The organism is Marinomonas gallaica (assembly GCF_049821165.1).
GTDB lineage: Bacteria > Pseudomonadota > Gammaproteobacteria > Pseudomonadales > Marinomonadaceae > Marinomonas > Marinomonas gallaica.
Genome location: NZ_CP187511.1, coordinates 1,273,014 through 1,285,446, shown reverse-complemented (window position 1 = coordinate 1,285,446; position 12,433 = coordinate 1,273,014). Strand labels below are relative to the sequence as shown.

10 protein-coding genes are annotated in these 12,433 nt (G+C 45.3%); 2 read left to right on the top strand and 8 right to left on the bottom strand.

Annotated elements, in window-relative coordinates:
• Window positions 1-130: 130 nt before the first annotated feature.
• Window positions 131-2,059, bottom strand: a complete 1,929-nt coding sequence (locus ACPUEK_RS05955) for an ATP-binding cassette domain-containing protein (protein WP_067216980.1) — start codon at window positions 2,057-2,059, stop codon at window positions 131-133.
• 170 nt (window positions 2,060-2,229) lie between these two features.
• Here ACPUEK_RS05955 and hslO point away from each other — a divergent pair, with 170 nt between their 5' ends.
• The gene (hslO, locus tag ACPUEK_RS05950) at window positions 2,230-3,099 is read left to right on the top strand and encodes an Hsp33 family molecular chaperone HslO (protein ID WP_082866126.1); all 870 of its coding nucleotides are present in this window, start codon (window positions 2,230-2,232) and stop codon (window positions 3,097-3,099) included.
• A 36-nt stretch (window positions 3,100-3,135) separates the two neighbouring features.
• Here hslO and ACPUEK_RS05945 read toward each other — a convergent pair whose 3' ends face one another.
• Entirely contained in the window at window positions 3,136-5,169 is a 2,034-nt protein-coding gene (locus ACPUEK_RS05945) for an EAL domain-containing protein (RefSeq protein ID WP_425642647.1), read from the bottom strand.
• Window positions 5,170-5,675: 506 nt separating this feature from the next.
• Here ACPUEK_RS05945 and ACPUEK_RS05940 point away from each other — a divergent pair.
• Complete coding sequence (locus ACPUEK_RS05940) at window positions 5,676-6,365, top strand: FKBP-type peptidyl-prolyl cis-trans isomerase (protein ID WP_067216975.1); 690 nt, start codon at window positions 5,676-5,678, stop codon at window positions 6,363-6,365.
• Between the two features lie 188 nt (window positions 6,366-6,553).
• On the opposite strand, the gene ACPUEK_RS05935 is transcribed toward ACPUEK_RS05940, so the two are convergent.
• The 6 genes from ACPUEK_RS05935 to rfbA are packed head-to-tail and all read right to left on the bottom strand — an operon-like array spanning window position 6,554 to window position 12,432.
• Entirely contained in the window at window positions 6,554-7,786 is a 1,233-nt protein-coding gene (locus ACPUEK_RS05935; RefSeq protein WP_425642646.1) for an O-antigen ligase family protein, read from the bottom strand.
• Between the two features lie 36 nt (window positions 7,787-7,822).
• The gene (locus ACPUEK_RS05930; RefSeq protein ID WP_425642645.1) at window positions 7,823-9,148 is read right to left on the bottom strand and encodes an exopolysaccharide biosynthesis polyprenyl glycosylphosphotransferase; all 1,326 of its coding nucleotides are present in this window, start codon (window positions 9,146-9,148) and stop codon (window positions 7,823-7,825) included.
• 52 nt (window positions 9,149-9,200) lie between these two features.
• Window positions 9,201-10,097 (bottom strand): glycosyltransferase, encoded by an 897-nt coding sequence (locus ACPUEK_RS05925; protein WP_425642644.1) that lies wholly within the window; start codon window positions 10,095-10,097, stop codon window positions 9,201-9,203.
• Entirely contained in the window at window positions 10,094-10,984 is an 891-nt protein-coding gene (gene rfbD, locus ACPUEK_RS05920) for a dTDP-4-dehydrorhamnose reductase (RefSeq protein WP_425642643.1), read from the bottom strand. The genes ACPUEK_RS05925 and rfbD overlap by 4 nt, the downstream gene beginning before the upstream one ends.
• Before the next feature lie 3 nt (window positions 10,985-10,987).
• Window positions 10,988-11,527 (bottom strand): dTDP-4-dehydrorhamnose 3,5-epimerase, encoded by a 540-nt coding sequence (gene rfbC, locus ACPUEK_RS05915; protein ID WP_425642642.1) that lies wholly within the window; start codon window positions 11,525-11,527, stop codon window positions 10,988-10,990.
• Between the two features lie 23 nt (window positions 11,528-11,550).
• Window positions 11,551-12,432 carry a glucose-1-phosphate thymidylyltransferase RfbA gene (rfbA, locus tag ACPUEK_RS05910; protein WP_425642641.1) on the bottom strand — a complete coding sequence of 294 codons (882 nt, stop codon included), beginning with the start codon at window positions 12,430-12,432 and terminating at the stop codon, window positions 11,551-11,553.
• Between the last annotated feature and the right edge of the window lies 1 nt (window position 12,433).

Sequence of the window (12,433 nt, the reverse complement as noted above, 5' to 3'; positions counted from 1 at the left end):
AAACCAACAAATATTAAAAGTCTAAGCTGGCGAGCATTCGCCATATAAAACATATAAAAAAATTTTATATCAGGTGTGTTTTCAGCATTTATAAACGCTAAGGCTTAGAAACAATGTTGATATAAACTATTTAAGCCAGTTCAATCTCAACCTGCTCTAGTTCATCTTGAGCCTCAAACCACGCCTCTTCTGCGTCTTCTAGCGTCTTCTTCCATTGCGCTTCATCGGCTAACAGACGTTGCAGTTTGTCTTTATTGGCAATGTCGTACAGATCGTTATCAGACATAGCTTCACTGATGCTCGAAAGGTGCGCCTGGGCGGTTTGCATGGTTTTCTCATGTTTCTCGATCAACTTACGCAGAGGACGTAATTTTTCACGTTGCTCAGCGGCTTTGCGACGTTCTTCTTTACGGTCTACTTTTTCAACTTTTACGTCATTACCACCAGCTGCACGTTCTGCTTGATTAGCCTGCTGCTGTCTGGCTTGCAACCATTGATGATAAGCATGCAGATCCCCATCAAATGCTTCAATTTGATGATCAGCCACTAAGAAAAACTCATCGACAGTACTGTTTAATAAGTGACGATCATGGGATACCACAAGGATCGCTCCCTCAAACTCTTGCAAAGCCTCCGTCAATGCTTGACGCATGTCTAAGTCCAAATGGTTAGTCGGCTCATCGAGTACCAGCAAGTTCGGTTTGCGCCATGCAATCAAAGACAAAGCCAAACGGGCTTTTTCCCCGCCGGAAAAACCTTTCACCGCTCGAAGCGCATCATCACCAATAAAACCAAAACCGCCAAGATACTTACGCACATCTGCTTCCAGTGCCGTCGGAGTAATGCGCTGAATGTGTAAGACAGGCGACGCTTCTAAATCCAATGCGCTCAACTGATGCTGAGAGAAATAACCAACCTTGGTGTTTTCACCATAGACACGCTCCCCTGATAACAAATCCAATTCTTCTACCAAGGATTTAATCAGCGTCGATTTACCCGCGCCATTAGGGCCCAATAGACCAATACGCTGACCGTCACGTACAGAGAAATTCGACTCGCCCAACTGCACTCTCGGCGTGCCATCTTCCATCACATAACCCAAGTCCGCTTGAATCAAACTGACCAATTGGGGCGAGGTTTTATCCGCCATCGGTATAGAAAATTGAAATTGAGAATCAATGTGCGCAGGTCCAATACTCTCCATTTTTTCCAGCATTTTAAGTCGGCTTTGGGCTTGCTTTGCCTTTGTCGCTTTGTAGCGGAAGCGATCTACATACTCTTGTAAATGAGCACGCTTACGTTGCTGCTGTTCAAACATGGATTGCTGCTGTGCTAAATGCTCAGCGCGCTGACGCTCATAATTACTGTAGTTACCTTTATACAGATTCAGCTTCTTCTGGTAGAGATGAACGATATGGCTACAAATACCATCGAGAAAATCCCGGTCGTGAGAGATCAATAACAACGTACCCGCGTAAGAGCGCAACCAGTTTTCAAGCCACATTACCGCATCCAAATCCAAGTGGTTGGTCGGTTCGTCCAACAGCAAAATATCAGATGGACACATCAACGCCCGTGCAAGGTTTAAACGAATGCGCCAACCACCTGAGAAATCCGCCACTTTTTTACTCATGTCGGCCATTTTGAAACCTAGACCTTGGAGCAGCATTTCACCGCGCGCCTGTGCAGTATAACCCTGTACGTTTTCGTATTCGCTTAACCAGTGAGCATGGGCATGATCATCGCCACTGCTTTGCGCCACTTCAATTTTCGCTTCGATCACACGCAACTGATCGTCACCATCAAGACAATATTCCAACGCCGTACGGTCAACGTCTTCTACCTCTTGTGCCATAAACGCGATACGACGCTGGCCCGGTAGAATGACCTCTCCTGTATCCGCATGCAACAAACCACGCACTAACGCAAACAAAGACGATTTACCCGCGCCATTTGCCCCGATCAAACCCACCTTTTGACCTTCAAAAATGGTCATATCGGCCTGTTCAAGCAAAAACTGCGTACCGCGTTGCAAACTGACTTGGGAAAACTGGATCATGAATACGTCTCTGAGTGATTTAGCAAAGCACGCATTTTAGAGGATTATAAAAGACCAAGCGAGCCTCTTTGAGATTGCCCCTTTAAACCTCATTTAGCGCCCTCACATAAGGTGCAAAATCGGCCATTGCGATTTAAAATGTACGCATACTTAATTTAACGGTGATTCTTGTGAACAACATCAATGAAATCCAACGCTTCTCCTTCGATAACACCAATGTTCGAGGCGAGCGCGTACTGCTAACCGATGCTTACCAAAACATCATTTCTCGTAAAAGTTACCCGAAATCCCTTGAAAAACTTTTAGGCGAGTTTGTTGCCGCCATTGCGCTATTGCGCGACATCGTCAAAATTGACGGCGTGCTATCAATCCAGTGTAAAGGCGAAGGTCAGTTAAAAACGTTAATGGCTGAGTGTGACGAACAGCAAAACTTGCGTGCCATTGCCCAATGGGATGAAGCACAAGCGTTTCCAGAACAGGCGTCATTGAAAGAGCTGCTTGCTAACGGTTATTTGGTAATCACCATCGAGCCACGTCAAGGTAATCGCTACCAAGGCATCGTCGAGATCGTCGGTGATAGCTTGGCCCAGTGCCTAGAGCAATACTTCTTCCAATCAGAGCAGTTACCAAGCCGCGTATGGTTAGCCGCCGACGGCACACAAGCAGCCGGGCTTTTCTTACAACGCCTACCCGCAGAACAAGCAAAAGATGGCGATGAAGATGCATGGGAACGTTTCGTTCACTTAGCGACCACAGTAAAAGATGAAGAGTTGCTAACCTTAGACACAACAGAGCTATTACACCGCCTGTACCACGAAGAAGAGCTGCGCATGTACGATTCTAAAACCATGCAATTTGGTTGTTCATGCTCACGCCAACGTACATTTGATGCCATCGCGTCTATGGGGGCAGAAGAAATTCGCCAAATCATTAGCGAAGAAGGCTCAATCAAAGCTGAATGCCAGTTCTGCGCGGAAGTCTACCAGTTTAACAAAGAAGATTTAGACCACGCGTTAGGCGACCAAGCACAAACACATTAATAGCAAAGGGTGGGCATCCGTAGATAGGCGCCCATCCTACTTTAGACTTATTTCTACCGGGGCGGGCTTTCGCGCCGCCAGTGCTTTCTTCAAGGTCGTGGGCTCAGAAAACAAAAAACCTTGGAAACAGTGACAGCCCAACGTACGCAAGTAGTCCAACTGCTCCAACGTTTCAACCCCCTCCGCAACCAATTTATAATCCAGTGCTTGTGCAATGTTCACCATTGACTCGACGACGACACGCGCTTTGGGGTCATTCAGACGATTCACAAAGCTACGATCTATTTTAATCTCATCGACAGACAAACGCTGTAAATGCGCAAACGACGTATAGCCTGTACCAAAGTCGTCTAATGACACAAGACACCCCAGCGCGCGCAGCTGATCCAGCACCTCTACTTTCGCCTCATCCATGTGTACAAAAAAGGTTTCTGTCACTTCGAGGCAAATACTCGAGGCCGACACGCCGGCACTGCGTAAAGCCGCATCAATACGCTGCGCGAATTCACTGTCGAGCAGTTCTTGCGCCGAGATATTAATTGATAAAACAAAGCCTTCAGGTAACTCGTGTTGCTTGATCGCCGCCAGCGCTTTGCGCAGCACTAGCATATCGATTTCTTGAATCAGGTTAGCCTTTTCGGCTACAGGAATGTACACCTCTGGTGACAGCTGCCTTAAGCTTTCAGAATTAGAGCGCAGTAACGCCTCAGCCCCCATCACGCGGTCACGTCGGGCATCGTACAACGGCATAAATACCAGATAGAAGTCGTCTTCCGCAATACAACGACGTACAGCTTGCTCGACAGAGGCTTTACGCTGTAATGGCTCATCCAATTCCGACGTATAACGCTTCGCAAATACTGTTCTATCTTTCGGCTGGTCCAAAACGAAACGACCTTTTTCCAGCACAGCATCCAGTTTCTTGGGGATCGACGACTCCACCACCACACTTGCGATCACATCCAGTTTGAGGTGTCCAACCCCTTCCATCTCGACACCTTCCTTGAAAATCCGCTCAAGTAGCTGCTCACGCGCCAATATCCCCGTAGGACAAAACAAAGCAAACTCTGTCTCACTAAGACGAACTAAGGTCACTGACTGAGACTGAAACACGGACAACAAACGCTGTTTGGTTTTAATCAACAGCTGATTAAAAACTTTTTCACCAAAGTGACGCTCTAAAATGGCGGCATTATCAAAGCGTAAGATATATAAGGCACCATCCGCTTCTGGAGCTAAACCGCGCAGGTAATCCCTAAGACCCTGCTCATTCAACAGTTCAGTAGCATGATCATACAATGCGACACGACGCATACGTTGTAACGTGCCATGCCCGCGCCATGAGAAGTGAAGCAGACTGCCCACACCTAGCATTAGCCAAAATGTAATCAGCCAATTATTCAACGACAACGGATCCACGAGGTAGCCATCGACTTTTAATTCAGACACCGTGAATTGATACTCGCCCTCGTATTTGAGCGGTCTATCATTCAGCAATATGTACACACTCTCAACTTGGCTAAAGTCTTTCTTGGCGTCTTCAAAACTGATGTTGTAAGCATCCTGCCACCAACTGGCAACATCAAAACGATCCAGCGGGATTTCAAACGTGCCGCTGCCAATCCGTGTCGAGTGAAACTTTAAATTGGAATCGGTCAGTGCTTGATCGTCCCTGCCTTTAAACATACTCACAATATTGACTTGTAATCGACCATCAAAACGCTCAGGAGCAGTCAGCACTTGCGTCGCAATCTCCATACGATCGATTTTATCAAATGAAAATAAATTACCTTGCGCATCCTTGGGTAAATGCACCTGAACACCACAAGTAAAGGAAGACGACACTTGGGGCAAACGACAGCGCATCGACAACAAGCCATCATCCTTTTCAGACAGCAGCTCCGTAGCTTGAATAGGCTGTAGATTGATCCCCTCTAAATCAAATAAATCCACTTGATAATGATTAAACGAGGTACGCGCCCATAGAAATACTAACGCACTGATAATACCGATCGTGATAAACAACTGACGGTAAGTTGAAGTACCCTGCGATGATCCGTTTCGAGACATAATATCCTGACAGCGCTATTAGCATAATTGACTCTTCATATTAGCCTTAAAAAGCCATTTTAACTTACCCTAATCCGACAGAATCGACCGTTTTTTGACTTAGATTTCTTTAAAATAAATCCCTTTCATGATTAAAGCCACCCGACTTACAAGCCATAGCAACGCATGCTTATATAGACAAATCACAGATTTCACAAAAAGTGTCAACCATTTGTAAAGGGGCTTGTTGCCGCCAATATCGAGGCATACATTTATTTAACGCTTTGTGCTTCGCGTATCTTTTCGAGTATTAACTAGGTGTACAGGTGAAGGGGTCACTTTAGTGAAGTGTTATACATAATTGGTGCTGGACAGCCCTCTTATGTTAAAAACGAACGCTTGAATCGATTTGCGAAGCACAAAGCGTTTTATCAAATACCTGAAAAATTCTGCTCACGTGCTTGAAAATCTTATATCCACCCCAACCAAGTTCTTTATTAGAACCTTAACTAACGGAACATTTTCACATGAAAAAAACATTAGTCGCAGCGCTGGTTGTCTCTTCAGTTTCACTAGCAAACGCTGCAGACGTCGAGCTTGATAGCAAAGAACAGAAACTGGGTTACTCAATCGGTACAATGTTTGGTAGCCGCATGGCAAATGACTTCGAAGGCATGGACTTAGAAGCCTTTAAAGCGGGTTTCGACGACTCTTTCAACGATGTAGAACCGCAAATGTCGATAGAAGATGTGCAAGCAACCGTACAAGCTTTCCAGCAAGAACAAATGGAAAAAGCACAGCGTGAGCAAGCAAAAATGGCAGAAGAAGCGCAATCAAAGTCGCAAGCTTGGCTCGATGAAAAAGCGGAACAAGACGGCGTCATGACAACAGACTCCGGTCTAATGTACAAAGTCATCGAACAAGGCGACGGTGCGAAACCTGCCGAAACCGACACCGTTAAAGTGAACTACGAAGGCAAATTGGTTGATGGCACGGTATTTGATAGCTCTTACGAACGCGGCGAGCCTATTTCTTTCCCACTCAATCAAGTGATTCCAGGTTGGACAGAAGGTGTACAGCTGATGCCGGTTGGCTCTAAATACGAATTCTACATTCCTTCTGATTTAGCGTACGGCCCAGGCGGAACAGGCCCTATCCCACCGCATTCGGCACTTCAGTTCACAGTAGAACTGCTGGACATCGAAAGCGCTGAGTAAATCACGCGAACGTCGTACGACCCAATTATATCGGGGATGACTCATCCTTATCGCGAATACAATTCGCTCGTACGACCTAGTTTTACCGAAGAAAATTCATCCTCTTAGCGAATACAACTCCTTTGTACGACCCGATTGTATCGGGGCAACTCATTCTTATCGCGAACACACATACATAACGAATAATGCTAGTTAACATATCTCATTTCCTGCCAGCGTAATGCCGCCCAGAAAAAGATAATCGGAAAAACATACATCATCACACCAATATTGTGACTGAACATAGACTGGGTCAAGGCAAAGTCCATGTAGCACATAGGCACTAATGCCCCAGCAATGGCATAAGGCTTAATATCCCAGTTATCTCGGTATCGTTTAACAGACGCCATAAAGAGCCTTAATGGCACTAGATAGGCAAGCATTAGACATATCAGCCCGACCACGCCATGAAAGCCAAGCGCCGTTAGATATTCGTTGTGTAAGTGATCAAACTTAGCGGCTTGTGGATGAATCAACCCTTGATTCGCCAGCTCATTACGTATCTCACGACTGCCGTATTGCCCTTCACCAAATATTGGCGACTCGGCTGCCAAATAGAACGATGAACGCCACATATCAAAGCGCAATCCAACCGAAGTATAACTATCCCCAGATTGATATTTTTTAATATCAGTCAGCGCTGCGCCAATCCGCTGCTGAATCCCTGTTTGCGGAGTAGCAACAACACCAACTAAAAATACACTCGCACCAAGTAAACCAGCCAACATCAACTTTTTATTAAACAGATCGCGACTTTGCCATAACAAGAGCCCGCCAATCAAAGGGGCAGCTACCCAGCCACCTCGCGAGCCAGACAAAAAAGACGCCGCAATGCCCGAGAATATCGCGAGTGCACTGATCAGCGCCCAGGGCCACTGTTTTTTATGGTAGAAATACATCAACGCTGCACAGCTCATAAAGCCCAGCATCATAGCCGTATCGCCAAACATGATCGCGTTCTCACTGCCTTGAGCGCGCGACAAGCCTAAATAGAAGCGATCGTAGAGAGCAACCCCTAAGCTTGAAATTGCACCAGCAGTAACACCATAAAACAATAGCGGTAGTTTCGGAGGCATCAGCCTCAGAAACATAAACAGAACAGGTAAGCATAATAGGAATCGAGACGGCCGATCTAATTCACGCGTATGCCAACCGTCTAAATAAACGAAAAAGCACATCGCTAATGCATAGCCCGAAAAGACAACGGCTAACAGATAATCTTTTTTAGTGAGCTTCAAAGCACCTACTCTCTGCTTTAGAAAAACTAAAAAAGACATCAAAAACAACACAGCTGCAGGAATTGAGTAGCCACCAGCCACACTTAAATTAAGCGCTAAAAACCCACACGCTAAACACCAAGCCATCACGCTTATGACTAACACATCTACATCCTACTTGAACAACAATCAAAGGTGTTACTAATGGCCTTTTCTGCCTAGCACTACAACCACAGTACGTAAAATCGTTTCAAGCTCTAACCAAACACTCCAATGCTTTATATAATACAGGTCATACATGAGTTTCTGACGAGCGTCTTCTAAATTCGCACCATAGGGGTAGCACACCTGCGCCCACCCTGAGATCCCTGGACGCACAAGGTGACGTTCATGGTAGTAAGGGATTTCTTTTTCATAACCTTCTACCAAAATATCCCACTCCGTACGAGGACCAACCAAATGCATTTCACCTCGCAATACATTCCATAATTGCGGTAATTCATCAATTCGAAACTTACGCATCACATTACCAAAAGGAAAAATACGAGGGTCTTCCTTTTGAGTATAGGGGTCAAAATGTGCGTCTTCATGCATGCTGCGAAACTTAAGCGCAACAAAGTTTTTACCGCCCAGCCCAACTCGACATTGGCGAAACAAGATAGAACCTGGAGATTGTGAGCGTATTTTGAGGACGGCATAAACGATAAGTGGTGAGCATAAAAGACCTATACCTACAACGGCCAACCAATCGATTGAACGTTTGAACAGATAATTTTTGGTATTATAAGAACGAATTTTCTCCAAATAGCTCAGGTCTTCACCGTCATAAGGAATGTAACATTTACGCAAAAATGCTTCCATGAAGCGATGTAAGACAATTAAGCGAATACCTTTAAGATCAAGATGAGTAAGTTCTTTAATCAACTTCCCAGTGGCAGGGGCCTCTAAATTAAGCAATAAGTAATCGGGGGATAATTTCAGAATACTACGCTCAATATCATCACTGTCATTCAAGCTAAAATACGTTAATTCAACGCCTTGGAATTCTAACATGGCGTACTCTAGTTCATTGAATTCGTAATGCCGCCCCAACACGGCCACTTGGATTTTTGCTTGAGAGAAGCCACGAGAATAACGCTGAATCATTACTTTCGTGAACATCACAAAAAAAGGCGTAATAATAACCCAAGCCGATACAACCCAACGATCAAATTGAAGGTTTGATAGATAGAAAAACAGCAACACTAACAAAAAGAACACGTTTAAAAACCAAGTCTTAAACGTCACTTCTAGTTTCTTAGCAAACGCTCTTTCATTATAACGGCTGTAGCCTCCCTGAATACCAATGCACGTAGCGAAAAACACTCCACTTAGCGCAGCCATCCAGTGATATTCACTTTCCCAATCACCAAACCCAAACATGGCGAACAGCATCGACAGCAAAGTACCTGGCAATAACAGATCCACAAAAGCATAGGAGAATGGCACTCTACGATCTTGATAGCGTTTTACAGAACTCTTTCTCATCAACAACCTAAGCACCCACTAAAAATGATATTGCCTACTTCAATAAAACCAATTAATAAATACACAATAAAAACATGACCAGCAATGCAAAACGGTCTCTAGACCGACGCCGACACTGTAAAACATTGGTCAACCGAAACCAAAACGATTGTAATTTAGGCATCAATTCAGGCGCGACTAACCGGCTGATTAGCTCAACCTGACCTCGGTAGTATTTGCTCGCTACTTGCTTTAGCCGCTTTTTATACGCTGTAATACCTTGATTAACCCCCACCTGATTGCCTGCATGCTGTCGATAATGCATGGTGCTTTGGTCATCAATATACCAAGCAACACCTTGCTGACGACAATAGGCGTAGATCAACCAGTCGTGTAACGCGACCTTGCTCAAATACTCACGCTGCTCACACAGAAATATCTGCAATGACTGTGCCACAGATTGATCAAGCACATAAGTACAGCCGGGGCCTGCCGCTTCAAAAAAATGATCGTAGCGTCTCTGAGGATAGGATTTTTTAATCAATTGTTGATGGCCATCCGGCCAAAAAGCCGTCACATTCGAAGAATACACCTGACATAGCCCGTCACGAATGCATTCACACGCATACTCTAACTTCGTAGGGAGCCAAACATCATCTTGATCAGCAAGCGAAATAGCATCAAACGCTGAAAAATTGACGTCTTTCAGCAAGCGAAAAAAATTTGCCCCAGCACCACCAAAGCGTTCGCCATAGGGCAAAAGGTGTACATTCTTACGGATACTGGCTAAGTTCTGACACCAAGCAAGTGTGCCATCATCTACAGAATTTTCCGGGCAGGCATCGACACTGATAAAAAGCGTTACAGACACATTGCGCTGCGACAAGATGCTGTCTACCTGCTCTGCAATCCAACGAATACCTTGGTATGCAGCAAGTAACACCGCCACCTTAGGCAGCATTGCAGTCATTCTTGAGTATCTCTTTTGAGTGTTTCAAGTACTCTATCCAGCGCCACCAACCAAGGTGAACAAGACACATCTAAGTTAGTCAGTGTCGCCATATCCAATACCGAATACTCTGGACGCTTAGCTGGTGTCGGGTACTGTGCAGAACTGATCGCCGTCAACTGAGGCTTACTCTGAATTAAACCGACCTGCTCGGCTTTAGCAAAAATGGTACGAGCAAAACCGTGCCAGCTAGTCGGTAGATCACCACAGTAATGGTGCGTCCCCCATGCCAGCTCACCAGTTTGTTGATATTGATCGCAAAGCTGCAAAATTGCCTGCGCCAAATCACCGGCATAGGTCGGACAACCATATTGATCTGCCACAACACTGAGTGAATCACGCTGGTTAGCTAACCGGATCATGGTTTTAACGAAATTATTGCCGTATTCGCTAAACACCCACGCCGTTCTTAATACAATATATTGGGTGCAAATTTGCGCAAGACGCTTTTCTCCAGCTAACTTGGATGCGCCGTAAACCCCTTGTGGCGTAGTTGGATCACTAGGTTTATAAGGCTCAACACCATAACCATCAAAGACATAATCAGTCGAAACATGAATAACTGGAATACCGAGCTGTTGCGCAGCTTGAGCAAGGTTTTTAACCCCCAATTCATTGACAGCATACGCTTTGTCAGACTCATCCTCTGCCTTATCCACCGCCGTATACGCAGCCGCATTCACAATAATATCAGGCTTAACCTCTGCGACCGCAGATAACACCTGATCCGTCTGTGAAATGTCTAACTCATCCGAGCCGTAACTCATTAACTCATGCTTCGAGGGTGAACAGATGTCTTGAAAACAACGTCCTAGCTGACCATTTTTTCCAGTTAACAAAATTCGCATCAATTAACGCCCAAGCTGTTCAAGAGTCAGTCCTAGCTCATCCTTGGCGGACAAAATCGGCTCGATACCTTCCGGCCATTCGATTCCGACACTGGCATCGTTCCATATTAAGCAGCCTTCATCACTCGGGTCATAATAGTCGGTACACTTGTACTCAAAATCTGCGATGTCCGATAACACAACAAAGCCATGCGCCAGACCGGGCGGCACCCAAAACTGACGTTTATTCTCTTCACTCAACAACACGCCAGCCCATTGTCCATAGGTTGGCGAGTCAGGACGAATATCGACGGCTACATCAAATACCTCACCACGAACAACACGCACCAACTTACCTTGCGGCTTACTTTTCTGAAAATGTAAACCGCGTAAAACATTCTTACCTGAGCGGGAATGGTTATCTTGTACAAAGGGCAGATCGATACCCGCCATTTCCTGATAACGCTCGGCTTGGAAAGTTTCTAGAAAAAAACCACGTTCGTCGCCAAAGACCTTCGGCTCGATAATCACAACATCTGCGATATTTGTTTCAATGACATTCATACTTTATTGGGTCCTAGCAGAGTTTACTGATAGCCATCAGCGACTTTAAGCAGATACTGGCCGTATCCTGTTTTCTTTAACGCATTACCAGCATGAATCAAATGCGCTTGGCTAATCCAATTCTGCCGAAAAGCAATTTCTTCCAGACACGCGATTTTAAGCCCTTGGCGATGTTCAACGGTTTGCACAAACTGACCAGCCTCCAGCAAAGAATCATGCGTCCCTGTATCCAGCCACGCAAAACCACGTCCCAATAGCGAAGTATGCAAATCTCCGCGTTTTAAATACGCCAAATTCACATCGGTAATTTCCAACTCACCGCGCTCGGAAGGCTGAATGCTCTTCGCAATGCTAACCACATCATTGTCGTAAAAGTACAAGCCCGTTACTGCATAATTAGAGCGCGGATTTTCCGGCTTTTCTTCTATGCTAATGGCTTTACCGTGTTCATCAAATTCCACGACACCAAAGCGTTCAGGGTCCATCACGTGATAGCCAAACACGGTTGCACCGGATGTTTGCGCAGCCGACTGTTTTAGCTTGTCTGAGAAATGCTGACCAAAGAAAATATTGTCGCCCAATACCAGCGCCACATTGTCGTCACCGATAAACTCTTCACCAATAATAAACGCTTGAGCTAAGCCATCAGGCGATGGCTGAACAGCATAGGTCAGCTCAACACCAAAGTAGCTACCGTCACCTAATAGCTTTTGAAAACTCTCTTGATCTTCAGGTGTGGTGATAATTAAGATTTCACGAATACCCGCTAACATCAAAACCGACAGCGGGTAATAAATCATTGGTTTATCGTAAATCGGCATCAGCTGCTTTGACATGCCTAACGTCAACGGGTGCAAACGCGTACCACTGCCGCCGGCTAAAATAATACCTTTACGCTTTGCCATG

Excerpts from the sequence above, each read along its gene's own strand:
- ACPUEK_RS05955 (WP_067216980.1), bottom strand. The coding sequence starts at position 2,059 with ATGATCCAGTTTTCCCAAGTCAGTTTGCAACGCGGTACGCAGTTTTTG.
- ACPUEK_RS05945 (WP_425642647.1), bottom strand. The coding sequence starts at position 5,169 with ATGTCTCGAAACGGATCATCGCAGGGTACTTCAACTTACCGTCAGTTG.
- ACPUEK_RS05940 (WP_067216975.1), top strand. The coding sequence starts at position 5,676 with ATGAAAAAAACATTAGTCGCAGCGCTGGTTGTCTCTTCAGTTTCACTA.
- ACPUEK_RS05930 (WP_425642645.1), bottom strand. The coding sequence starts at position 9,148 with ATGAGAAAGAGTTCTGTAAAACGCTATCAAGATCGTAGAGTGCCATTC.
- ACPUEK_RS05925 (WP_425642644.1), bottom strand. The coding sequence starts at position 10,097 with ATGACTGCAATGCTGCCTAAGGTGGCGGTGTTACTTGCTGCATACCAA.
- rfbD (WP_425642643.1), bottom strand. The coding sequence starts at position 10,984 with ATGCGAATTTTGTTAACTGGAAAAAATGGTCAGCTAGGACGTTGTTTT.
- rfbC (WP_425642642.1), bottom strand. The coding sequence starts at position 11,527 with ATGAATGTCATTGAAACAAATATCGCAGATGTTGTGATTATCGAGCCG.
- rfbA (WP_425642641.1), bottom strand. The coding sequence starts at position 12,432 with ATGGCAAAGCGTAAAGGTATTATTTTAGCCGGCGGCAGTGGTACGCGT.